The following is a 22,541-nucleotide window of genomic DNA, read 5'->3' as shown; positions in this document are numbered from 1 at the left end:
CCCCGCCCTGCCTGGGGCTAGTGGGCTCGCGGCGGTCAGCAGCAAGCGTCGGATCGTTCTCCCCGGGCCCCGGACGCTGCACAACAACTGTCGGGTCGTTCGCGCCCGCCTGCGGCGCGAACGGGGAGTTGGCTGGGGGGCGGCGGGTCGCGATTGTGGGGTCGTTGGGGCCTGGGTCGTGGATGGTTTCTTCGTCGGGGGTGGGGCGTTGGATGGGGATGGCTCGGGCGGTTTCGTCGTAGTCGTCCTGGTCGCGTCTGGTCATGAAGGATCACCCAGCTTGGAGAGGACTTCTTCGGTGGTGGGCATGGCGGTGGAGCATTCGAGGCGGGACGCGACGATGGCGCCGGCGATGTTCGCGAAGCGGATGACCTTCTCGAGCGGCCAACCAGAAAGCAAACCGTGGCAGAGCGCCCCACCGAAACCATCGCCTGCACCAAGCCCGTTGACCACCTCGACCGGGTACGGCGGGACCTCGACGCGCTCGTCGCGGGTCCGCGCCAGCGTCCCCCGCGGCCCCTGCTTCACCACGGCTAAATCCAACCCCCGATCCAGCAACGCCTGCGCGGCCTTGTCCGGATCGGTCTCCCCGACCGCGACCTCACACTCCTCACGGTTGCCCACAGCAACAGTGCAGTGCTCGAGCGCCCGAGACACCTGCTCATGCGCCTCATCAGGATCTGCCCAGAACATCGGCCGGTAGTCGAGATCCAGCACCGTGATCGGCCGCCGTCCGCGCGCCTCCCAGGCCGCGAAGTGCGCCGACCGCGACGGTTCAGCCGACAACCCGGTCACCGTCGACCAGTAGATCCGCGCCTCCCGGATCGCATCCAGATCGAGCTCAGCAGGATTGATCACCAGATCCGGCGCCTTCGGGAACCGGTAGAAGTACAGCGGGAAGTTGTCCGGCGGGAAGATCTCGCAGAACGTGATCGGCGTCGGCAACCCGTCCACCGGCGAGACGAACCGGTCGTCCACCCCGAGCTCGCCCAGCGTCCGGTGGATGAACGTGCCGAACGGATCGTTCCCGGTCCGGCTGATCACCGCCGACTTCCGCCCGTGCCGCGCCGCCGCGACCGCCACGTTCGTCGCGCTCCCGCCGAGGAACTTCCCGAACGACTCCACGTCCTCGAGATGCGTCCCGGCCTGCAGCGGATAGAGGTCGACCCCGATCCGCCCGATCGTCAGTACGTCGTCCACCATCAGACCCGACCCGCAATCTCACGCAAATGCGCGACGCTCGTCCGTACGTCGACCACCGGCCCCTCGCCGGTCGGCCGGTCCGGGAGGATCGTGTCCTGCTCGAGCACATACCAACCGTCGTACCCGGCCTGCTCCAGCGTCGCCACGATCGTCGCGATATCGATGTCCCCGGCACCCAACGGCCGGTACATCCCCTGCCGTACGGCGTCTGTGTAGCTGACTTCACCCGCCTGCACCCGCCGCGCCCACGAGGCGTCGACATCCTTCAGATGCGTGTGCCGGACCCGACGGGTGTGCTTGACCACGAGCGCGACCGGGTCGACCCCGCCGATCAGCAGATGACCGGTGTCGAGCGTGAGCCCGATCGACGACCCGCTCAGGACACGGTCGACATCGGCGGCGTTCTCGACCATGGTCCCGACGTGCGGGTGGATCGTCGCGAGCACCCCACTCGCCGCCGCGAGCATGGCCAGCTTGTCCAGGTTGCCGAGCAGCGTGCTCCAGCCGGCCTCGTCGAGCACCGGACGATCGTCGTACCCGTCCTGCCCGGTCGCGGCAGCAAGCACCAGCGTCGTCGCACCGGCGGCGACAAATCCCTCGAGCGCCGTCGCCACATCGAGCGACGGGTCGTACGACGGATCGTGCAGCACGACCGGCACGAACCCGCCGACCGCTCGAAGCCCCACATCTGCAAGGGTTTTCGCCTTCTCCGCCGGATCGTCCGGCAGGAACCCGTCCGGCCCGAACTCGGTCGCCGCCAGGCCGACCTCGCGCATCTCGGCCAGCACCGTCTGCGGGTCGTACTGCCAGCCCCAGCCCGGGACCTCGCACACACCCCACGAGATCGGCGCCCCTGCGATCCGGTGCACCAAGTCAGTCATCGGCCGCTCTCCTCCACTCATGCGATCTCGTCCAAGGTCACCACGCGATTCTCCCGGCGGGACAGCTCACAAGCGTCCGCAGTACGGAAAGCCTGGTACGCGTCCCGCACCGTGCACGGCACCTCCCGCCGACCCGCCACGACCTCGGTGAAGGCCGAAAGCTCGGCAACATAAGCCGGGCGGAAGCGATCCATGAACGTCGCATGCGGCTGACCACCGGGGAACGTCACGCCCTCCTCGGCGGAGCGCAGCGCCGTGTGCTCGTCGAGTCCGACCGCGACCGATCCGAGGCTGCCGAGCACCTCCATCCGTACGTCGTGCCCGGCCGCGTTGTACCGCGTGCCGCTGACCGCGACGAACGTGCCGTCGTCCAGCGTCAGCAGCGCAGCCGCCGCGTCCACATCGCCGTACTCGCCGAAGAAGGACTCACCGCGGTTCGCGCCGGTCGCGAACGCGCTGACCACCTCACGCCCGGTGACGAACCGGATGATGTCGAAGTCGTGCACGGTGCAGTCGCGGAAGAAGCCGCCGCTGGTCCGGATGTACTCGGCCGGCGGCGGGAACGCGTCGTTCGTGTTCGCCCGGATGTGATGGACGAACCCGAGCTCGCCGGACCGCACCTGCGCCGCGACCGTCTGGTATCCGTGGTCGAACCGGCGCTGGAAGCCGATGTGCACCGGTACGCCGGACCCCTCGACCAGCTCGAGCACGCGCTTGGTCTCGGCCAGGTCGAGCGCGACCGGCTTCTCGCAGAACGTCGGGATGCCGGCCGCGACCCCGGCCGCGATCAGCTCCGCGTGCGCCGCGGTCGCGGCCGCGATCACGAAGCCGTCCGGACGGCTCGCGAGCAGCGCGTCCACGTCAGGCGCGAACTCGAGACCGAGATCCTTCGCGACCAGCTCCGCCCGGCCGGGATCCGCGTCGGCGACGACCACCTGATCCACCGCCGGCAGATCCTTGAGCGTCGCGGCGTGGAACGCCCCGATCCGCCCGACCCCGACCAACCCGATCCGCATCCCGGTCACCTCTCTGCTCGCCCAGCACGCCCCCGTCAGCTTTCCGGCAGGTGCCACCGGAGTCAAGCCTTTGTAAACACATTTTCACATCAAGACATACATACCTTCCTCATGTAACATCCCGGCCATGATTGCTCTCCCGGTCAGTATCGATCGGGCCAGTCCGGTGCCGCTCTACCACCAACTGGCCGAGCAACTGACGTCCGCCATCACCGACGGCTCGCTCCGCCCGGGAGACCCGTTCGAGAACGAGATCGCGATGTCGGACCGCCTCGGCCTGTCCCGGCCGACCGTGCGCCGCGCGATCGCGGAGCTGGTCAACCAGGGCCTGCTGGTCCGCCGCCGCGGCATCGGCACCACGGTCGCGAGCCAGATGGTGCACCGCAAGGCCGAGCTGACCAGCCTGTACGACGATCTCGAACGCGAGGGCCGCGCGCCGCGCACCGAGGTCCTGTCACTCGACTGCGAGGCGCAGGACGATCGCGCCGCCACCATCCTCGAGCTGCCCGCCGGCACGCCGCTGGTCTCGATCGTCCGGCTCCGCTACGCCGACGACGTACCGCTCGCGATCATGCGCAACTGGTTGCCTCCGGCCCTCAACGACCTCACCCTCGAACAACTCACCCACGAAGGCCTGTACGCCGTACTCCGCGCCCGCGGCATCCGCCCGACGGTCGCACGCCAACGCATCGGCGCCCGCAACGCCACCGCCGACGAACGCCGGACACTGCACATGTCCAAGGCCGAGCCGCTGGTCACCATGACCCGCTCCGCGTACGCCGCCGACGGTTCCCCCGTCGAATACGCCACCCACTGCTACCGCGCCGACCACTACTCGGTCGACGTGGTCGTCTCCGAACGCTGACCCCTATCCCTGGTTCGCGATCAGCGTGCGGACCAGCCGGAGGCCGACCGAGAGTTGGGCGAGTTCCGGGCCGTCGGTCTCGACGATCTCCTCGAGCATCGAGGAGGCGCGGGACAAGGCGACCGCGTTCTGGTCCTGCCAGGTGATGACCCGGTCCTCGGGGTCGGCCGAGGCGTCCGTGGTGGCCAGCACCTGGCGGGTGAGGCGCGAGTGGACGGCGTGCAGGTCGTCGCGGAGGGCGGCGCGGGCCATCGTCTGCCAGCGGTCGGTACGCGGCAGGCCGATGATCCGCTCCAGGAAGCGGCCCAGTTGCAGCCGCTCGCCCAGCGCGAAGTGGACCTTGGCGACCTCGAGGATGTCGATGTCGTCCCGGGACGCGGTCTCGACGACGCCGAGTCCGGCGTACGCCGGGGGCAGCACCGCGATCCGGGTCGCGAAATCGTCCGCAACGCCCTTCTGCACAAGGCTTTCCCGGCGCTGCTCGAACAGGGCCAGCGCGCGACCCCGCAGTACGTCGGGCAATGCCGCGGTCAGCTTCGCGATCCCCGGACCGAAGAACTCGATGAGCTCCTCGATGTCGACCGGAGGACGCCGGTTGCTGACCAGCCAGCGCGTCGCGCGCTCGACCAGCGTCCGGGTCTCCAGCCGCATGTGGGTCTGGGTCTCGGCGTCGACGATGTTGTCCAGCTCGGCGTTCCGCGACAGCAGCTCGGGCTGCGAGAAGATCCTGCTGGCGGCGAGGTTCGCCCGGACGACGTCCTCGACCGTCCCGCCGGTCTCCAGCGAGAGCCGGTGGTACGCCGTGATGCCCGACGTGTTCACGAACTCGTTGACGACCTGCGTGGTGATGATCTCGCGCCGCAGCTGGTGGCTCTGGATCTGATCGCCGAACCGCTCCTGGATCGCCTTCGGGAAGTAGCTGGCGAGCTTGTGCTTGAGGAACGGGTCGTCCGGCAGCGTGGTCTTGAGCAGCTCGGCTTCCATCACGATCTTGGTGTACGCGATCAGCACCGACAGCTCCGGCGAGGTCAGCCCGCGGCCCTCGGCCTTGCGCCGCTTGAACTCGGTCACGCTCGGCAGGAACTCCAGCTCGCGGTCGAGCAGCCCCTGACGCTCCAAGCGCCGTACCCAGTCCTGGTGCACATGCATCAACGCCACGGCCTGCGCGCCGGCGTTGGCGAGCGCGATGTTCTGCCGGTAGTTGCTCTTCAGCACCAGCGCGCCGACCTCGTCGGTCATCGACGCGATGATGTCGTTGCGCTGCTTCTCGGTCAGGTCGCCGTCGGCAACCACCTTGTCCAGCAGGATCTTGATGTTGACCTCGTGGTCGGAGGTGTCCACGCCGGCCACGTTGTCGATGAAGTCGGTATTGATCCGGCCGCCGGCCGCGGCGTACTCGATCCGGCCGAGCTGGGTGAAGCCGAGGTTGCCGCCCTCGCCGACCGCGCGGGCGCGCAGGTCGGCGCCGTTGATCCGGATCGCGTCGTTGGCCTTGTCGCCGACGTCGGCGTTCGACTCGGCCGACGACTTCACGTACGTGCCGATACCGCCGTTCCAGAACAGGTCGACCGGCGCCTTCAGGATCGCGTTCATCAGCTCGGCCGGCGTCAGCGTGGTCGGGCTGCCCTCGATACCGAGTATGTCGCGCACCTCGGCAGAGATCGGGATCGCCTTGTCGGTCCGCGGGAACACCCCGCCGCCGGCCGAGATCAGCGAGGCGTTGTAGTCCGCCCACGACGACCGCGGCAGCTCGAACAGCCGCCGCCGTTCGGCGAACGACGAGGCCGCGTCGGGCGCCGGGTCGAGGAAGATGTGCCGGTGGTCGAAGGCCGCGACCAGGCGGATGTGTTCGGACAGCAGCATCCCGTTGCCGAACACGTCACCGGACATGTCGCCGACGCCGACGACGGTGAAGTCCTCGGTTTGGCAGTCCACACCCATCTCGCGGAAGTGCCGCTTGACCGACTCCCACGCGCCGCGGGCGGTGATGCCCATCGCCTTGTGGTCGTAGCCGACCGAGCCGCCGGACGCGAACGCGTCGCCCAGCCAGAACCCGTACTCCTTTGCGACCCCGTTCGCGATGTCCGAGAACGTGGCGGTGCCCTTGTCGGCGGCAACGACCAGGTAGGCGTCGTCACCGTCGTACCGGACCACGTCCTTCGGCGGAACGATGTCACCGGCAACGATGTTGTCGGTGATGTCCAGCAGTCCGGAGATGAAGGTCTTGTACGACGCGATGCCCTCGGCCAGCCAGGCGTCCCGGTCGACGGACGGGTCCGGCAGCTGCTTGGCGTAGAACCCGCCCTTCGCGCCGACCGGCACGATCACCGAGTTCTTCACCATCTGCGCCTTGACCAGGCCGAGCACCTCGGTGCGGAAGTCCTCGCGCCGGTCCGACCAGCGCAGACCGCCGCGCGCGACCGCGCCGAACCGCAGGTGCACACCTTCGACCTGCGGCGAGTACACGAAGATCTCGTACGCCGGCCGCGGCTGCGGCAGGTCCGGGATCGCCTTCGGCTCCAGCTTCAGCGACAGGTACGACCGCGGTTGCCCGTCGGGACCCGGCTGGAAGTAGTTGGTCCGCAGCGTCGCCTTCATCACGGTGAGGTACGACCGCAGGATCCGGTCCTCGTCCAGGCTCTGCACGGTGTCCAGCGTGGCCAGGATCTCCTTCTCCAGCTGGTCCACCCGCATGGCCCGGTCCGGATCGTCGGCCGGGCCGCGGGCCGGGTCGAAGCTGGTCTCGAACAGCTGCACCAGCAGGCCCGCGACGTCCACGTGGTTCAGGAACGTGTTCTGGATGTAGTCCTGGCTGAACGGCGTACCGCCCTGGCGGATGTAGCGCTGGTACGCGCGCAGGATCGACACCTGCCGCCAGCTGAGGTTGCCGCGCAGTACCAGCGCGTTCAGCTTGTCGGACTCGGCCCGGCCCTCCCAGACGGCCTGGAACGTGTCCGAGAACAGCTTGCGCAGTTCCTCGCGCTCCTGGGTGTCCTCGGGCGCCTTCAGGCCGAAGTCGTAGATGTAGGCCATCGTGCCGTCGTCGCAGCGGATCTCGTACGGCCGCTCGTCGATCACCTCGACGCCCATCGCGCTCAGATGGGGCAGCACCTGCGACAGCGACAGCGCCGTACCTCGCCGGAAGACCTTGAAGCGGCGCTCGCCTTCCCACTCCTCCTCGATCGGGCTGTAGAGCGACATGGCCAGACCGTCCTCGGCCGGCAGGCTCTCCAGGACGTGTACGTCGTTGACCGCAACGCGCGCGTCGAAGTCCTCCTTGTACGCCTCCGGGAACGCCTGCGCGTATCGGCGGGACAGCTTGGTGACCGCACCGTCGCCGCCCTGCGCGTGCAGCGCCGCGGTGAAGTCGTCGGCCCAGGCACGGGTCGCGTCGATCACCTGCTGCTCGAGCAGGTCCGGGTCGTACTCCCCGACCGTCTCGCCCTGCTTCATCCGGACGACGAAGTGCACGCGGGCCAGCACCGACTCGGTGACGTACGCGGCGTACGTGACGGTCTCCGCGCCGATGGCGTCCTTCAGGATCTGCTGCATCTTCAGCCGGACCGCAGTGGTGTAGCGGTCACGCGGCAGGTACACCAGGCAGGACAGGTACCGGTTGTAGACGTCACGCCGTACGAACAGCTTGACCGCGCGCCGCTCCTGGAGGTGCAGCACCGACTGGACGATCGGCAGCAGGTCCTCCACCGGGGCCTGCAGCAGCTCGTCACGCGGGTACGTCTCCAGTACGTCGAGCAGGCCCTTGCCGCTGTGGCTGTTCGGGTCGAAGCCGGTCAGGCGGAACAGCTCGAGCGCCTTGCGCCGCAGTACGGGCACCTGCATGACGCTCTCGGTGTACGCCGTCGAGGAGAGCAGGCCGATGAACCGGCACTCCCGGACCGGCTCGCCGTTCTCGTCGAACTGCTTGATGCCCACGTAGTCGAGGTAGGTCGACCGGTGCACGGTGGAGCGCGAGTTGGCCTTGGTCAGGATCAGCAGCTTCCGCTCCTGCGCCTTGGCGCTCACCTCGGGCGGCAGCTTGCCGGAGCCGGGCTTCGGGTCCGGCCGGAGGATGCCCAGCCCCGTCCCGGGCCGGCCGCGCAGGATGCCCTGCTGGCCCTCCATGGTGAAGTCGTACTCGCGGTAGCCGAGAAACGTGAAGTGCTCGTCGGCCAGCCACTCCAGCAGCTCGCGGGCCTCCTCCACCTCGCTCTCGGGGACCGGCAGGTCGTCGGCCGTCAGCCCTGCGGCGATGCTGACCGCCTTCTCGTGCATCTTCGGCCAGTCCTCGACCGCCTCGCGGACGTCGTTCAGCACCTTCTGCAGCGCCTGCTCGAGGGCGCGGTGCTCGGCGACGTCAGCGATCCGCTCGATCTCCAGGTGCATCCAGCTCTCGCGGACCAGGTCGTGCCCGTCCGCGGCGGCGCTGTCGTCCAGGACCTCCTGCAGCGTGCCGGCGACATCACGCCGTACGACGAACTGCGGGTGGATCAGCAGCTGGAGCTCGAGGTTGTGCTCGGTGATCGCCATCGAGGCGCTGTCGACCAGGAACGGCATGTCGTCGATGACGATCTCGACCACGGTCCGGCCGCTCGCGGACCAGCCGTGCTCGTCGACGGTCGGGGTGAAGACGTGCACCTTCGCCGTACCCTGCGGGCGGCTCATCGCGGACTTGTAGTGGTGCCGCGCGGCGCCCAGGCAGTCGTTCGGCTGGCGCTCGGCGACGTCCTCGGCGGCGACGTGCCGGTAGTACTGATCCAGGAACGTCCTCAGCTTGCCCGGGTCGACGAGTTTGTCGTGCCCATGGGTGCCCGCGGCCACCGCCTTGGCGAGCACGTCTGCCTTCTGGACGTCCAGCTTGCTCTGCATTCCCCACCGTCTCCACATGTGACTTCGGCGTCGCTCTCGCCGGACCGCACGACGTTGTGCGGTCACTCAGAGATTAGTCCACCTTTGTCACTGGTGTGGTGTCGGGACGGGCCTGTCATCGATTGTTGAGGCGGAGGGCCAGAGCCGGACATGCGAGGACTGCGCGGCGTGCATCCGACAGTTCACCGGCGGTGATTTCCCGGCCGCGCAGCACCGGGAATCCCCACTCGTCGAGCAGGATGTCGTCGGGCACCAGACCTGCGCAGAGGCCGTGCCCGTCGCACCTGGTCCAGTCGATCTCGAGCTTGTTCATCGGGTACCTCCCAGGACTCCCAGAACCGGCCGGCCGCACCCCTGTCCGGAGAGGTGATGCTGTACGTCGTCGTCGAACACCTCGAGCGCGGACGTGAGGAATCTCGCAGTCCCGTCCGGGTGCGCACACGCCCCGCGCCCCGGAACCAGACCGAGGTGCCGGTGGGCGTCGTGCCATCCCTGCGGATCGCCGACCGTCAGCCTGGCGAAGTCGTCGACCAGAGCGGCGAGGCCGAACACACAAGGCCCGCACTGGCCGGCTGACTGACTGGACAGCCACTGGGTGACACGGGTGATCTCACCGAGCGGGCAGGTGTCGGACCCGAGCGCCAGGATGATGCCGGCGGACACCTCCGGTCGCTGCAGCGTCACGCCCTCGGTGTGCTCGAGCCAGCGACCGTGGTAGCCGCCGAGTAGTACGGGTCCGGCTTGCGCGCCGGCGTACTGCAGGACTGTGTCGAGTGGGATACCGGTCGGTGTCTCGATCACTCCGGGCCGCTGGACGGCGCCGTCGATCGTCAGCAGCTGCGTGCCGGGCTCACTGATCAGGCCGGTGCTGCTGAACCCGCGTGACCCGAGCCGCGCCAGTACGGCGAGCTGGGCGAACGTCTCGACGTTCGACAGGAACGTCGGGCGCCGGTGGTACCCCTTCCGCGTCGGCAACACTCTCCGACCAGGCGGCACCGCCGTACCTCCCTCCAGCACGCTCAACACCGCACGGGCCTCCCCCGCGACGAACCGCCCCGGAGTCTCCTGTACTTCGATCGCGAGCCGGTCGTCGCGCTCCATCAGAGCTTCACGGACCGAGGTGGCAGCTTGTGTGTCATGTACGGCGATCAGCACGTGCGGCGCGCCCAGTGCGTGCGCCAGACCGACCGCGCCGTCCAGCACGAGATGCGGTGACTGAGTGAGGAGCAGGCGGTCCTTGCGGCTGACCGGCTCGCTCTCCGAGCCGTTGACCACGACAGCTTCCACTCCGCGAGCCGGGAGGTCCTGCAGCTTCAGCGCGACCGGGAACGCCGCTCCACCGCGTCCTCTGAGTCCTACCGCTTCAGCAAGCTTGGTGTACTGGTCGCGGGTGAGGGTGGGCAAGCTGCCGTGAGTCAGTAGGTGACGCTGCAGGTCCAGGCGGCCCTGGCCGAGTCCGGCGAGGACTCTGGCCTCACCGATGACCCGGGTGTCGTCGAGCGTGATCATTGGGTCCTCCAGGCACGGGTGAGCTTCGGGGCGGCGTTGAGGCGGTACACGCCCGCGGTGGCGACGGCAGCCAGGCAGCTGATCGTGATCGCGAGCATCCACGGCGTACTGCGGTCTGTGCCGGCGAGCAGCGAGTGCCCGACGGCCAGCAGCCAGCCGACCGATGCCGCGATGTGGAGCTTGCGCCAGTACTTGGTGAACGTCGCGGACGACGCCAACCGACCACGGGACGCTCCGACGAGGGACGCCAGTACCAAGCTGTAGAGAGCCAGTACGCCGACCACCATGGCGAACGGTCGATAGCCGGAGGCGAACGGCCGCACCAGGACGGTCGGACTGATGGCCACGTAGCTGTCGGCGATGACTGCGACCACGTGGGTGGTCAGCAGGACCAGCCCGGTCACTGCGGCCGAGCGATGCACGTACTGCAGCCAGAACCGGCGCTCCGGTCGCCGGACGTTCGGCATGACCATGCCGAGGACGGCCGACAGCGTGAACATCACCATCGTGACCACGCCGGCCGCGCGGGCCAGGTACCACAGGGTCATCAGGCAGCCCTGCTTGCTGACGGCCAGCCTGACAGCTCGGTGACCTCGCCGTCGTCAGCGATCAGCCGGGCAGGGTGACCGGCCAGCTTCAGCCGACCGAGCGCGGCGTCCCCTGTGGCGACAAGCGCAGTACTGAAGGTGTTCGCACGTACTGCGGTCGGAGCCCAAACGGATGCGGTCCGGTACCGGCCGTCCGCGGGCAGTCCGGTGCGCGGGTCGATGACGTGGTGCGCGTAGCCGGTCGGGGTCTGCCAACGCCGTACCGTGCGGGTCGAGGTGGTCAGACCGCCATGGGCGAGCGTGACGAGGACGCCCTTCTCGCCGGCGCGCTCGGCGACAGTTATTACCCACGGCTTGGCCGGCGTACCGGCGGCCCTGAGGTCGCCGCCGATCTCGACCAGGACGGCACAGCCGTAGCGCTTGCTGATGACGTTCGCGGCACGGTCGGCGGTCCAGGCCTTCGCGGTCGCGCCTAGGTCGAGCGCGCTGTCCGTCGGTACGCCGAGCAGGGCTAGCTTGCGGTTGAGGCGGACCTCCTGCCAGCCCGCGACCGGCTTCGGGTCGTCGGGTGCCTGCGGGAAGCGGCGCCGTACCGCCTCGATGTCGGCGTCGTACCCGGCCGCGACGACCGCCTGGCCGACGGTCGGGTCGACCGCGCCGCCGCTCATCTGGGCCGCGACCAGGCTGACGTCGACGAGATCGACGAGCAGGCGGGACACCGGTACCAGCGCACCGGCGCGACTGTTCACGGCCGACAGCTCGGAGTCCGGACGGAAGCGGCTGGCGGCCTTGTCGACTCGGTCCATCAGCGTCTTGAGCTCACCACAGGCCGCCCCCAGTACGGCGGGGTCGTCGACGGTCAGCCGGACCGTACAACTCCACGCGGTCCAGGTTCGGGAGGCGGTCATGACCCGTTGCTCCCACCTTGCGACGTCGAGCCGGAGCTGGACGAGCCGAGCCCGCTGCTCGAGCTGGAACCGCTGTTGTCGTCGGAGCTGCTGCTCGAACTGGAGCCGCTGTTGTCGTCGGAGTTGCTCGAGGTGGCCGTCGTACCGGTGCTGTCGTTACTCTTCGACGACGCGACCGCGACCGAGATCCCGGTCGCGCCGACGCCGAGGACGGCAGTGGCTATCGCGGCTGCGGACGCCCGGTGCAACCAGCGCCGGCGGGTGGACTGGGGTTTGCCTGTGGTGACCATGGCATCAGCCTCGGCCGAAGCCCCTCAGCCGCACTCCAAGAGAAGATCAAGCCACCGTCAAGTCTTGCTGAAAGCTCTCTGAGAGCACCTCTCAGGAGCGGTCCTCCAGCGGGCAGTCGGTGTCGCAGTGCTTGCCGATCGTCGCGACGACCTCGTCCGACACCTCGCCGAGCACCGACATGCGATCGGGGCCGAACACGTCGACGAAGAACTCCCGGACCCGGGCCGCATGCGCCGGCGCGCACGCCTTGATCGCGGCCATCCCCTCCTCGGTGATGGCGATCTCCGGGTACCGCGACTCGCAGGCCTCCTTGCGGATCAGGCCGCGCTTCTCCATCCGGGTCAGGTGGTGCGACAGCCGGCTCTTCTCCCACTGGGTCGACCGGCTCAGCTCGAACGCGCGCATCCGGCCGGACTCCGACTCGGACAGGTTGACCAGGATCTCGAAGTCCGACTTGGACAGGCCGAAGTCCCGCTGGAGGTGCCGTTCCAGGTGCGTCTCCAGCGTCCGGGTCATCAGCAGATAGCTGCGCCACGCCTTCTGCTCGTCGTCGTCGAGCCACGGTTCCTTGCTCACGAAACCCATCCTACCCGGTCGGGTTGACACATCAACCAAACGAGCTACGATCGGTCGAGTTGACACATCAACCTAACTCATCGAGGAGTGACTGGATATGACCAAGCTGATCGCTGTCGTCGGCGCCACCGGGAACCAGGGCGGCGGTCTCGTCCGCGCGATCCTGGCCGACACGTCCGGCGAGTACGCCGTCCGCGCGTTGACGCGGAACCCGTCGTCCGCGAAGGCCCAGGAGCTCGCTGCGGCGGGCGCCGAGGTGGTCGCGGCCGACCTCGACGACGAGGCGAGCGTGCGGGCCGCGTTCGACGGCGTGTACGGCGCTTTCGTGGTGACGAACTACTGGGTCGAGCGGACCCCGGAGGAAGAGGCCGCCCGCACCCGCGCAGAGATGGAGCTCGACCAGGCCGAGATCGCCGCGCGGGCCGCCCGCGACGCCGGCGTACAGCACGTGGTCTGGTCGACGCTCGAGGACACCAGGACGTTCTTCGCCGGGCGCGACGACGTACCGAGCCTGGACGACGGCCGCTACAAGGTCCCGCACTTCGACGCGAAGGGCGAGGCCGACGAGATCTTCACGAAGTACGGCGTACCGACGACGTTCCTGCGGACCACGTTCTACTTCGACGCGTTCATCGCCGGCCTCCCGCCGGCGCGCAACGCCGACGGCAAGCTGACCATCACCATCCCGATGGCCGACCGCCCGCTGTCCGGCGTCGCCTCCGAAGACATCGGCCGCACCGCCTTCGCCATCCTCAAGCACCCCGACCTGATCGGCGAAACCATCAGCATCGCCGGCGACCACCTCACCGGCGACCAGTACGCCGCCGCCCTCTCCGAAGCCCTCGGCGAAGAAGTCCTCTACCACGCCCCCAGCTGGGAAGAGTTCCGCGAATACCCCTTCCCGATGGCCGTCGAGATGTCGAACATGTTCCAGTTCTACGCCGAGGACCACAAGCGCTTCACCGGCGACCGCGACGTCGCCAAGGTCCGCGAACTGAACCCCGAACTGGAGTCCTTCGCCGACTGGCTCGACAAGCACCGCGAAGAGCTCAAAGCCTCCCAAAACTAACGAGCCAGCGCTCCACCGCGGCGGCCTGAGGAGTGCCCCCAGGCCGCCGCGCATCCGACCGATCCACACTCATCAACTCGCGTCATTGACCGCCATTTCGCAGCACCTCACGGAGCAGTGACGGAGCAGCGCACACCTAACTGACTAGAACGTATGTCCGAAGAACATGCACTCCGACGTCATGCACGATCGGTTCAAGTGCGCCCGTCCGACGCCGAATCCAACACGCTCGGCGTCTGGGACAGCGCGGTCAACGGATGGCACGCAACAGCCATCACCGACGAGCCGAAAGCCCGCGAACTGGCGTCCGACCTCGACATCCAGTACGACGCCCACGGCCACCCGACGCGATCCGGCACGTCCAGCCATCCCAAGGGGTCCAGCGCGCCGCCTGGTCCACCGGCGACCTCGACGTCTGGATCCGCGACAACGGCGAATGGCTAGGCCGAGTCCGCGACAAGAACGGCCACATCACCTGGATCCCAGGCACCGACCTCCGACCCCTCTGAAATCAGAGACGCGGAACTCCGGCCGCAGCCGACGCATCGAGCCACCTCGAGAGCCCCGTCCAGGATCACCCCCCGAGCAGCCTGGTCGAACCGCGGTTTCGCTCTAGCCGGCCCTGAAAATCAGCCAGACCCTCGGTGAAGGCGTGTTCGTCTCCCTCGCATCGAGGCTGCCATCAAGGCAGGTACCGCGCTCGTCGCCGACCGCCGCCACTCCTGGCCAAGGGGTAACGGATGCCCCGCAGGGAGCAGCAGCTCGACCCGGTGGATGGCCCGGTGGCGCAGTTCGCGGTCCAGCTTCGGCGTGTCCGAAGCCGGGCCGAGACGACGTACCGCGCGATGCCCGGGAGACGTGCGTTGTGCTGATGCCAGTCTGGCCGGCGCGAAGTACTGTCGACACGCGTGACCCCGGGGACGCACCCAGTTGCGCGGCCCAGTAGGTGGGAGGCGAGGCATGGCCGCGATGGGGAGGTTCCCCCCCCCCGGCACTTCAACACAGGGAAGAGCTGGAAGGTGGTGGCAATAGCCTGCCAACACCGCGGAAGTGCAGCGGATCGGGAGGTGGAGCCGATGGCGCAGGGACCGACGCCGCGCGAAGCTGCCGTCTATGAGCTAGTGAGACGCTGCTTACGTGCGGCCGAGATCGAACACTGGGATACCGCCTGATCCCGCATCAATTCTCAACCGGTTGACTTACTCGCCCCAGCGCTCGAACGGGAAGAGTTCGACCAATACAACTGGTCTCCCTGAGTCACCTCGACAGGCTCAGCGCGAGATGCCATGTTGCGACACCACCATGACGGGCATCATAAGGGGACCTCCATTCAAGGGTTGTCTGGTCCGGAGGTGGAGCGTGTCACCGGCGCTCCCTAGCCCCCACATCACCCGACCATCGGCAGAAAGATGTAGAGCACATGCTCACACAGTTGGGGTGGACTCGGTGAAGTAGCTCGTGCCGCCCAGGGCGGTGACATATCCGCTAGCCGCGTATACCGGGTAGGCGTAAGGAACAGTATGTCCGAAGCACACCGACCATGAATTCGCGGCCACTCCCGATTTGCCGCAGCCCCACGACCCTATGATGTCCCCGTGGGGCTGGTCCCAGAGCTCCGCGTACGCTACTGCGGTGACGAGGTCCCCAGAGTTGTTGCGCACGATCACTGCAGTCTGGGCACCGGGGCTGAACGCCGACCTGACCGCGCAGAGCTGCGCGTTGATCTTCCACCCCGCGCCGATGGACTTGGTGCACTTCCATGTGCTGCTACTCGAGGTGATCGGGTTGGTGTTGCCGTAAGCACGCCAGGCCCCGTCCCCGGTCCCGGGCGGAAACCCGGTTGCCGAGGCGATGTCGGCGGAGGCAATGCCAACGCTTGCCGTGCTCACCCCGAGAACTGATATGGCGGTTACGGCGAATACTGCGAACAATCGTGGGACTCGCATTTTGATCCTTTCTGATTTCTCTGTTTCCGTCGACTCAGCGGGTGTCGCTGATATCGCTGCTCATGGCGACGACCCGAGCTTTGTGCGCTGTAGAGTACGACGCGCCCGTGCCGAGTCGCGTAAGTTTCGAACGGGGTCGAACTGAGGGACATTGCGGTGATGGGGCCACTGATCGCGTTGTCGTCGTATCCGGCTGTCAGGGCAATGGCTGACGCGCTTCTCTGGAAGCCTCTGACAGCCAGCAGATGATTCCAGTTCGCGTGACGAACCGTGTCACGCCCAGCCATCACGGCTCCTGAGCGGGGATGACTCCTCTGTGCGACATCGTCCGGCGTTCCGGCTTCGATGTCGGCAAGCCAGGGGTACGCGCCCCATGGGCGTCGCGCAGCGGGCAGAGCCGATGGGTTGGAAACCGGTGCATATTCGAGGTGTGCGGTATTCCGGGCCCTTCGGGCTATCGAGGATCTGGCGCAGCGGTAGTAGATGACTGCGCCAGCACCTAGCGATGCTTCGGTTGCCAGGTGCCGTGCGTGTAGAAGTCGGGGAACGGTCCGCCTGGCGCAACGGTCCGCGGTCGTCCGCCCGTGGCGGGCAGGATCCAGAGGCTGCGCGTCGTTGGCGTCACAGCGGTGACCACGAGGTTCTTTCCATCTGGGGCGTAGCGCGGCTGGGTTGCCCGCAGTTGGTCGGTCCGGAGGTTGGTGAGCTTCTGCATCCGAGTGCCATTGGGGCGGATGCGGTAGAGGTTGGAGATCTGACAGCACTGGAACTCCGCCAGTGGGTACGTCGAAAACACGATCCACTGCCCGTCAGGTGACCAGGACGGCGAGCCCGCGAACATCGCCGGGTTGGTGAGTCGATGCTCGCCCGTACCGTCGGCTCGGATCGTGAATACCGCGGTGCCTGTCGGACGGCCATCGACGTACGGATCACGCCAGTACGCCAGGTGCTTGCCGTCCGGTGACCATGTCGGGTTGTACTCGCGGTCGCACTCGGTGCCGCGGTTGCTGGTGATCTGGCGTACCGCGCCGGTGCGACGATCGCCGATCCACAAGCTGCAGTCCGCCGGGAGTCCCTCGTCGCTGAACGGACCCAGGTAGCGGATGAACGCCATGTGCCGCCCATCCGGGGAATAGGCGGGCTCGTCGTACCCCACGCAGGGACTGTTGCAGTCAAACAGTTGCCGCGACGTGTGTTTGATCGTGTCGTACTCATAGATCAGGTCGCCGTTCTCCGAGCGTGAGATGAAGGCGAGGTAGCGGCCGTCCGGCGACCAATCCGGCAGCAAGCGCTCGCCGGGAGCGTCGGTTGCCACTTCGTGGTTGTGGGTCCCGTCCGGGCGAATGAGCCACACACCTTCTTGGCCCGATCGGCTCGACTGGTAAGCGATCCACTGCCCGTTGCCAGACCGTCCACCGCCGGCCGATGCCGCGGTCGGAGCAGACAGAAGGCACGCTGCCACGACCAGCGCGAATACAGCTACAAGCCATCTCCTCATGGCCCCTCCCCCAATCGGACCCACCGTAGGTCCTGACTACGAGCGTGGGTAGAGCTGGCACCTGGTGCACGACGGCGGCCCGGCCTACAGATCAGCGCAGATCGTTGCGTCTGACCAGGAAGGTTCGCTCCGCAGTCGTGTCGAAACTCCCGCTCAGGCTTCGGGTTCGCACGGCCTGTACACGGCATCGAGGGGTCGGCACACTGATTGGCAGGGAATTGAGGGGTCGTGGGGGCGATGCAGATCTTTGGGGTGCAGGCCACTGGACGCATGGGGAGAGCATTGCTCGTGCTCATGCTCGTGCTCGTGCTCGCCATGGGGATGATGAGCAGTACGCGTGCCGCTGAAGCACGCGCATCCGCGCCGCCTGCTAAGGCGCACGTGTACAGCCACAACGGTCAGATCGTTTTCGATCGTGTGAGTGCCGATGGCGAAGCCATCATTACGAGCAATCCGGACGGGTCCGGGCAACATCCGCTGGGTGTCGGGGGCTGTTGCGCCGATTGGTCACCGGATGGCAGCAGGCTTGCCCTGGCTGGGCCGGCCGGCTGGCCCACTCCGGATGGCCGGATCGGAACTGCGATCGTGAACCCGGACGGCAGTGGTTACCACGTCCTGCCTATTCCAGTTGCCGGATTGAACCTCGGCTGTTTTCCTTGGTCACCGAATGGGAAGCGACTGGCCTGCAGCGGCTGGGACGACAACGATCCATCTCGCAGCGGTGTCTACACGGTTCGCAGCTCGGACGGTGGCGGTCTGGTGCGCCTGGCCAAGAACCCGTACGGCGGGATCGACGACCCAGGTGACTACTCACCGGACGGTTCGCAGATCGTGTTTGTGCGCGAGAACCCGAACCTCGCTGAAGGACACAACAAGGCCCTGTTCGTTGTGGACACCAACGGATCCAGGAGTCGGCAAATTACCCGCTGGGGTCAGGGCGGCTGCTGTACCGCCAGCTGGTCGCCTGACGGGCGATGGATCCTGTTCGACGCACCAGCACCGGATAAGCACGCGCTGTTTGTCGTGCACCCGAATGGCGACGGTCTGCACAAGATCCCTCTCCGTACCGGCGAGAGTTGGTACGACGCGTTCGAACCCGTATGGTCGCCGAACGGCAAGCACATCGCATTCAGCATGTACCTGCCCTCCCTCGGGCAGGATGACATCTTCACCGTGCGAGCAAACGGAACCGGTCTGGTTCAGGTGACGAACACCCCCGACCACGAAGGACAAGTGGACTGGGGACGTCACCAGTTGGATCACTGACTCTGGTTCGCGAGCAGAGTTGGGCCATGAGGACAGGGCATCGTCGTCGAGCTTCGACAAGTACGCTCAAGTGCGCGTGAGCTCGTACGCCTGGAATATTCGCTCTTGACCTGTGCACGAGACGACATCGGCTATGGCTGTATCTACGAAACCTCCACCGACGATTACCTCGTCGCCCAGGCGACCGGCCATCTGTCCAGCTGCATCGAGCAGGGCGATAACACCGTCACGGAGTGCGACACTCCAGCCTAGAGGCCAGGCCACATCTATGTCGACGAGGCTGTGGACGCCGACTGCGAAGCTGATCTGGGTGCGGACAACCAGGCAGTTTGTGACGGTGTCGATCTCGAGGGTTCCGATCAACCCAGCCTGCAACGCCACGCTGGGGGTTTGACGTTGAACGGTCAGGCCAGGCATCGAAGCATCGTGGCTCTGATCCGCGTCGGGACTCATCAGATCATCTCCAGACCGTCTCTGCGCCGCCGACCAACGAGGCCGCATCAACCTCGAGCAGCGTACGTGTTCTCGGCTGCTGCCGAGGACAGACACCTAGTCAAGCCTTGCTAGGGCAGCAGAAGCGAGGCATGCACCTTGCTGCTGATGTCGGTGACCGGTACCCAGACACACGCCCCCGCGAACGGTCCCGAGTTGACGCCCTGCCGACCAGGCAAACGCCCAGAGCAGCACCGCCAACCCCCGAAGGGCCACGCTCCAACTCCAGAACCGCCGCCCCACGCCCACGCCATGATCGCCTCACACCAGCAGGCTAAGCCCCCGGCACCGCCGCGACGCTTGCTTCTGTCGCTCGGACGGTCAGGACTACGCCCGTCACCTCGAAACAAGCGGCGGCGGACATCCGGATCGCTTTTGCCGTACAGGACCGACTGTCCATAAACGACCGTTCGCGAGCATCCGCCGATCACGGCGAGCAGATGATCCTTCGGCGCGGATTCAGTGGTCGATGCCGGGGTGTTCGACATGGGTCGTGGAAACGGGTTCGTCGTACCAGACGAGGTGGTTCCAGCGAGGTGGCGCAAGCACTCGCGGCTCGGTGGAGAACTCGGCGGCGAACGGGCGGAGCTGAAACCGACAGGCCTTCCTGGTACACCGTCCTACTTCAAGAGACCGTCAGGCGGGCTCCACCGATGAGCGTGGTCGATGTGACTCCTGGGTTTCGCGATCGTTGATCGAAGACCGTCAGGTCTACGGCCGGTTGTCTACTTTCGCGGCAGACAAGTTCGCCCTCTGGCCCGCCAGCATCGGAGACGGCTTGAAGCCCTTGACGATGAGGTAGATACCGAATGACAACTCCCAGAAGAACTCCGGGATCGTTGCGATCCCCTGGACCGTGCCGCCGCGCTCGATGACGTCGAACATCACCGCGATTCCCGAGACGACGATCAGCGGACCTCCGACGAGTCCCAGCATCGCCATGCCGCGTGGCACCAAACCGGACCGGTACATCAGGTAGCCCAGAACTATTCCGTTGGCGAAGCCGGCGCAGAAACCCGGCCCGATCAGGAATGCCCGATCGTAGATCGCGACGAAAACCTGACCGAGTGCAGCGTCCGTACCGGCCGTTCCTTCTTGTCGCATCAACAGGAACGTGAGAAGGCTGACGATGCCGATAGCAATGAAGGTCGCCTCGACCAGGCGCGCTGCGACGTAGCCCAGGGCGAGAGACTCGCTGAACCGTCGGTAGATCGCATACGGCACTACGGCTGTACCGATATTGGCGATGATGACAATGAGTTCGAGCGTGGCCCCCAAAGCCACGCTCGCGGTGGGATCGTTGCCCACTCCGGTGATGTAGCCGGGATGATCCCGCACCGGCGCGTACAGAACGAAGTACGCCGGGATCGAGGCGACGAAGGTGACCACCATCAACCAACCCGTCAAGGTGGCGACCTTCCGTGCGTTGACCGTGCTGCTCCACCGATCTCTGTCGATGTCCATCTGAAACCTCTTTCTCCGATCAGCGTGCGGGACTCCGGACCGCGGAGACGACGTCGAGGATCGCTTGAGTGGTGGCGGCTGCGTACTCTTCGTCCCCGACCAGCGCCTCGTGGCTCGCGCCCCGGACGATGCGCTGCGAGCTGTTCGTCGACAAGCCGGCCAGGTCTTTCTGCTTCGCCTGCCAGGCGGCGTCATTTCCGCTACCGGCCGTCAGGACGACCAAAGGCTTGCCTGCGAAATCTTTGAAAGCGGCAGCTTGCTCCATCGAGCTGTTCGCCTGCACGTACTCGTCGATCGTGCTGCGGAGATTGCTCGCGGTCGCGCCGGTAGCACGCACCTCGTCGCGAGACCGCGGCGGCAGACTTTCGAAGGAAACTTGGTTGTACAGGCGCACCAGACCAACTCGGGCCGAGGCCGAAACCAGCGCGGAGACACGGCCTATCGGGTCGTAGGAGGCTGGATCCGCCGGTGATCCTGCCGACGACTTCGCAGCGGTGGAGTCCACCAGGACCATTCCGGCGACCTCATCGGGGTAGCTGGCCGCGAAGGTGCGTACGTACAGTCCGCCGAAGGAATGACCCGCGAGCACGTAGGGTCCAGGCACGTTTCCGCGGTGCAGCAAGGTGTGCAGATCGGTCGCAATCTGCTTACCGTCCTGCGGGGAGTTTGAGGACTCGCTCCACCCGCGACCCGCGCGATCGTAGACGCAGACCCGCGTCGTTCCACTGACGGCCGGTGTGATCCAGCCGAGATTCGACGACATCTCGCCGCCGCCGGCTTCGAGCACGACTGTCGGACTACCTGAGCCGGTGCAATTCAGATGCAGGCTGTGCCCGCCGACGTCGATCAGCCGGCCGGGCGGCGGATAGGCCTTGGCGTCCGCGGCTTCCCGGACGGTCTCGTACCCGCCGCCGATCGAGGCGAGAGCCAGGATCGCGATCACTGAGTACAGCAGCCACCGTCCACCTCGGCTGTGAAGCTCTCGCCCGACACGGACTGCCATCCAGATCGCCAGCACCAGCAGGGCCGGCGGCCACACCCACTTGAGCACGTCGTCCACCCTGGAGCCGAACAGCACCAGAAGCAGACCGCTCAAACCCATGAAGAGCGCAGGAACCACAGCCCACCGCTGCGGCTGATCGGTAAACCGCACCGACAGCATCGCCAACAATGCCCAGCCGAGCGCGAATCCGCACAGCACAGCGCCGACGACCTCGCTGTCTTTCGCCGGCACGACTGGCGCCGCAACGAACAGCAAAGCAGCCAGTAGTCCAGCAGCCAACAAACCGGCCACGACCAAACCGATCCGTCCCCTGCGCCCGGTATCAGGGCCAGACGGACCGCGCTGATCCGAGTCGGGTACGGCCGGTGACGTGGGGGTGATGCTCATGCTGAGTTGTCGGCGCCGGATGAAGGAGGCGGTACGGCGAGGACGGGGTCGCTGCCGCCTTGGTCGAGGCGGAACGGTGGGTACGCGTCGGTCATCAGGGCGGCATAGCCCGCGACCCGGAGCGCCCAGCGGTTCATTCCCAGGATCAGGTCGTAGAGGGACCGAGGGTAGGCGCCGGTGAACGCCAGGATGATGGCGGCGATGATTACCAGGATCCCGACGAGGCCACCGCTGCCGCCGATGTTCCATTGCCAGTTGTCGGACCGGTTTGCGGCCCACGCTCCACCGCCGACGAAGATGCCGACGATGATGTAGTGCGGGATCGCGAGCAGCCACCACTTCACCAGCACCAGGCCGCGGGACAGACGCTCGGGGTAGTCCACCGACAGGTGCGCCGGGTAGTCCTCGACCTCGGCCAGCGTGAACGGCGGGTACTGATCGGTGCCGAGTGCACCGTATGCGTAGTACGTCACCCGCCAGGACCACCGCATCACGCCGACGTTGTAGGTGAAGATGGCGCGCGGATAACGACCGGTGAAGAGAATCGCGAAGAACGCGGCCACCGAGGCGAGCATGAATCCGAGCCACAGGAACGCCAGTACGACGTAGTGCGGGATCACGAGGATCCACTTGACCAACCAGAGCCACCGCGACGACCTCGGATCCGTCGCCGCGTTCACATGTACCGGGTATGCCACAGATGTTGTCACTACAACCATCTCCCAAAGGGCTTGCTCACAGATGAAGCCGGGC

General features: G+C 66.8%; 21 protein-coding genes. 6 read left to right on the top strand and 15 right to left on the bottom strand.

Going from position 1 to position 22,541, the window contains the following annotated elements; genetic code table 11:
* Positions 1–261: 261 nt before the first annotated feature.
* The 3 genes from iolC to FDA38_RS06390 are packed head-to-tail and all read right to left on the bottom strand — an operon-like array spanning position 262 to position 3,100.
* The gene (iolC, locus tag FDA38_RS06400; RefSeq protein ID WP_137253109.1) at positions 262–1,203 is read right to left on the bottom strand and encodes a 5-dehydro-2-deoxygluconokinase; all 942 of its coding nucleotides are present in this window, start codon (positions 1,201–1,203) and stop codon (positions 262–264) included.
* Positions 1,203–2,084: a sugar phosphate isomerase/epimerase family protein gene (locus FDA38_RS06395; RefSeq protein ID WP_137253108.1), complete on the bottom strand. Its 882-nt coding sequence runs from the start codon at positions 2,082–2,084 to the stop codon at positions 1,203–1,205. Before FDA38_RS06395 ends, iolC begins: the two co-directional genes overlap by 1 nt.
* A gap of 17 nt (positions 2,085–2,101) precedes the next feature.
* Positions 2,102–3,100, bottom strand: coding sequence for a Gfo/Idh/MocA family protein (locus FDA38_RS06390; RefSeq protein WP_137253107.1), 999 nt, complete (start codon positions 3,098–3,100; stop codon positions 2,102–2,104).
* Between the two features lie 127 nt (positions 3,101–3,227).
* On the opposite strand from FDA38_RS06390, the gene FDA38_RS06385 reads away from it, so the two are divergent.
* Entirely contained in the window at positions 3,228–3,965 is a 738-nt protein-coding gene (locus FDA38_RS06385) for a GntR family transcriptional regulator (RefSeq protein ID WP_137253106.1), read from the top strand.
* Positions 3,966–3,968: 3 nt separating this feature from the next.
* Here FDA38_RS06385 and FDA38_RS06380 read toward each other — a convergent pair whose 3' ends face one another.
* The 7 genes from FDA38_RS06380 to FDA38_RS06350 all read right to left on the bottom strand — a co-directional run bounded on the left by FDA38_RS06380 (position 3,969) and on the right by FDA38_RS06350 (position 12,663).
* A complete protein-coding gene (locus FDA38_RS06380) occupies positions 3,969–8,831 on the bottom strand; it encodes an NAD-glutamate dehydrogenase (RefSeq protein WP_137253105.1) in 4,863 nt (1,620 codons plus the stop codon).
* A gap of 115 nt (positions 8,832–8,946) precedes the next feature.
* Complete coding sequence (locus tag FDA38_RS06375) at positions 8,947–9,144, bottom strand: ferredoxin (RefSeq protein ID WP_130444735.1); 198 nt, start codon at positions 9,142–9,144, stop codon at positions 8,947–8,949.
* Entirely contained in the window at positions 9,141–10,340 is a 1,200-nt protein-coding gene (locus tag FDA38_RS06370; RefSeq protein WP_137253104.1) for an NADH-ubiquinone oxidoreductase-F iron-sulfur binding region domain-containing protein, read from the bottom strand. Before FDA38_RS06370 ends, FDA38_RS06375 begins: the two co-directional genes overlap by 4 nt.
* The gene (locus tag FDA38_RS06365; RefSeq protein WP_137253103.1) at positions 10,337–10,888 is read right to left on the bottom strand and encodes a hypothetical protein; all 552 of its coding nucleotides are present in this window, start codon (positions 10,886–10,888) and stop codon (positions 10,337–10,339) included. Before FDA38_RS06365 ends, FDA38_RS06370 begins: the two co-directional genes overlap by 4 nt.
* Positions 10,888–11,796 carry an FAD:protein FMN transferase gene (locus tag FDA38_RS06360; RefSeq protein WP_137253102.1) on the bottom strand — a complete coding sequence of 303 codons (909 nt, stop codon included), beginning with the start codon at positions 11,794–11,796 and terminating at the stop codon, positions 10,888–10,890. Before FDA38_RS06360 ends, FDA38_RS06365 begins: the two co-directional genes overlap by 1 nt.
* Positions 11,793–12,086 (bottom strand): hypothetical protein, encoded by a 294-nt coding sequence (locus tag FDA38_RS06355; RefSeq protein WP_137253101.1) that lies wholly within the window; start codon positions 12,084–12,086, stop codon positions 11,793–11,795. Before FDA38_RS06355 ends, FDA38_RS06360 begins: the two co-directional genes overlap by 4 nt.
* A 91-nt stretch (positions 12,087–12,177) precedes the next feature.
* Complete coding sequence (locus tag FDA38_RS06350; RefSeq protein ID WP_137253100.1) at positions 12,178–12,663, bottom strand: MarR family winged helix-turn-helix transcriptional regulator; 486 nt, start codon at positions 12,661–12,663, stop codon at positions 12,178–12,180.
* Between the two features lie 97 nt (positions 12,664–12,760).
* On the opposite strand from FDA38_RS06350, the gene FDA38_RS06345 reads away from it, so the two are divergent.
* From FDA38_RS06345 to FDA38_RS42095, 4 genes are all read left to right on the top strand, one after another.
* Entirely contained in the window at positions 12,761–13,732 is a 972-nt protein-coding gene (locus FDA38_RS06345) for an NmrA/HSCARG family protein (protein WP_137253099.1), read from the top strand.
* 198 nt (positions 13,733–13,930) lie between these two features.
* Positions 13,931–14,176: a hypothetical protein gene (locus FDA38_RS06340; protein ID WP_137253098.1), complete on the top strand. Its 246-nt coding sequence runs from the start codon at positions 13,931–13,933 to the stop codon at positions 14,174–14,176.
* A gap of 296 nt (positions 14,177–14,472) precedes the next feature.
* The gene (locus tag FDA38_RS43375) at positions 14,473–14,604 is read left to right on the top strand and encodes a hypothetical protein (protein ID WP_267901736.1); all 132 of its coding nucleotides are present in this window, start codon (positions 14,473–14,475) and stop codon (positions 14,602–14,604) included.
* A gap of 760 nt (positions 14,605–15,364) precedes the next feature.
* Positions 15,365–15,532: a hypothetical protein gene (locus tag FDA38_RS42095; protein WP_170989601.1), complete on the top strand. Its 168-nt coding sequence runs from the start codon at positions 15,365–15,367 to the stop codon at positions 15,530–15,532.
* Between the two features lie 645 nt (positions 15,533–16,177).
* Here FDA38_RS42095 and FDA38_RS06335 read toward each other — a convergent pair.
* Positions 16,178–16,993, bottom strand: a complete 816-nt coding sequence (locus tag FDA38_RS06335; protein ID WP_170989600.1) for a TolB family protein — start codon at positions 16,991–16,993, stop codon at positions 16,178–16,180.
* Between the two features lie 420 nt (positions 16,994–17,413).
* On the opposite strand from FDA38_RS06335, the gene FDA38_RS06330 reads away from it, so the two are divergent.
* Positions 17,414–18,442, top strand: a complete 1,029-nt coding sequence (locus tag FDA38_RS06330; RefSeq protein ID WP_137253096.1) for a TolB family protein — start codon at positions 17,414–17,416, stop codon at positions 18,440–18,442.
* Between the two features lie 66 nt (positions 18,443–18,508).
* Here FDA38_RS06330 and FDA38_RS06325 read toward each other — a convergent pair whose 3' ends face one another.
* The 4 genes from FDA38_RS06325 to FDA38_RS06310 all read right to left on the bottom strand — a co-directional run bounded on the left by FDA38_RS06325 (position 18,509) and on the right by FDA38_RS06310 (position 22,498).
* Positions 18,509–18,895 carry a hypothetical protein gene (locus FDA38_RS06325; protein ID WP_137253095.1) on the bottom strand — a complete coding sequence of 129 codons (387 nt, stop codon included), beginning with the start codon at positions 18,893–18,895 and terminating at the stop codon, positions 18,509–18,511.
* A gap of 750 nt (positions 18,896–19,645) precedes the next feature.
* Complete coding sequence (locus FDA38_RS06320) at positions 19,646–20,398, bottom strand: DUF4386 domain-containing protein (RefSeq protein ID WP_137253094.1); 753 nt, start codon at positions 20,396–20,398, stop codon at positions 19,646–19,648.
* Between the two features lie 19 nt (positions 20,399–20,417).
* Positions 20,418–21,692: an alpha/beta fold hydrolase gene (locus FDA38_RS06315; protein WP_202877571.1), complete on the bottom strand. Its 1,275-nt coding sequence runs from the start codon at positions 21,690–21,692 to the stop codon at positions 20,418–20,420.
* A 92-nt stretch (positions 21,693–21,784) separates the two neighbouring features.
* Positions 21,785–22,498: a DUF4389 domain-containing protein gene (locus FDA38_RS06310; RefSeq protein WP_233714556.1), complete on the bottom strand. Its 714-nt coding sequence runs from the start codon at positions 22,496–22,498 to the stop codon at positions 21,785–21,787.
* Positions 22,499–22,541: the final 43 nt, after the last annotated feature.

It is taken from the genome of Kribbella jiaozuonensis (assembly GCF_005233875.1).
Classification (GTDB): Bacteria; Actinomycetota; Actinomycetes; order Propionibacteriales; family Kribbellaceae; genus Kribbella; species Kribbella jiaozuonensis.
This window is presented reverse-complemented; position numbering and strand designations above follow the sequence as displayed.

Excerpts from the sequence above, each read along its gene's own strand:
- iolC (WP_137253109.1), bottom strand. The coding sequence starts at position 1,203 with ATGGTGGACGACGTACTGACGATCGGGCGGATCGGGGTCGACCTCTAT.
- FDA38_RS06395 (WP_137253108.1), bottom strand. The coding sequence starts at position 2,084 with ATGACTGACTTGGTGCACCGGATCGCAGGGGCGCCGATCTCGTGGGGT.
- FDA38_RS06390 (WP_137253107.1), bottom strand. The coding sequence starts at position 3,100 with ATGCGGATCGGGTTGGTCGGGGTCGGGCGGATCGGGGCGTTCCACGCC.
- FDA38_RS06385 (WP_137253106.1), top strand. The coding sequence starts at position 3,228 with ATGATTGCTCTCCCGGTCAGTATCGATCGGGCCAGTCCGGTGCCGCTC.
- FDA38_RS06380 (WP_137253105.1), bottom strand. The coding sequence starts at position 8,831 with ATGCAGAGCAAGCTGGACGTCCAGAAGGCAGACGTGCTCGCCAAGGCG.
- FDA38_RS06375 (WP_130444735.1), bottom strand. The coding sequence starts at position 9,144 with ATGAACAAGCTCGAGATCGACTGGACCAGGTGCGACGGGCACGGCCTC.
- FDA38_RS06370 (WP_137253104.1), bottom strand. The coding sequence starts at position 10,340 with ATGATCACGCTCGACGACACCCGGGTCATCGGTGAGGCCAGAGTCCTC.
- FDA38_RS06365 (WP_137253103.1), bottom strand. The coding sequence starts at position 10,888 with ATGACCCTGTGGTACCTGGCCCGCGCGGCCGGCGTGGTCACGATGGTG.
- FDA38_RS06360 (WP_137253102.1), bottom strand. The coding sequence starts at position 11,796 with ATGACCGCCTCCCGAACCTGGACCGCGTGGAGTTGTACGGTCCGGCTG.
- FDA38_RS06355 (WP_137253101.1), bottom strand. The coding sequence starts at position 12,086 with ATGGTCACCACAGGCAAACCCCAGTCCACCCGCCGGCGCTGGTTGCAC.
- FDA38_RS06345 (WP_137253099.1), top strand. The coding sequence starts at position 12,761 with ATGACCAAGCTGATCGCTGTCGTCGGCGCCACCGGGAACCAGGGCGGC.
- FDA38_RS43375 (WP_267901736.1), top strand. The coding sequence starts at position 14,473 with ATGCCCCGCAGGGAGCAGCAGCTCGACCCGGTGGATGGCCCGGTGGCG.
- FDA38_RS06330 (WP_137253096.1), top strand. The coding sequence starts at position 17,414 with ATGCAGATCTTTGGGGTGCAGGCCACTGGACGCATGGGGAGAGCATTG.
- FDA38_RS06325 (WP_137253095.1), bottom strand. The coding sequence starts at position 18,895 with ATGAGTCCCGACGCGGATCAGAGCCACGATGCTTCGATGCCTGGCCTG.
- FDA38_RS06320 (WP_137253094.1), bottom strand. The coding sequence starts at position 20,398 with ATGGACATCGACAGAGATCGGTGGAGCAGCACGGTCAACGCACGGAAG.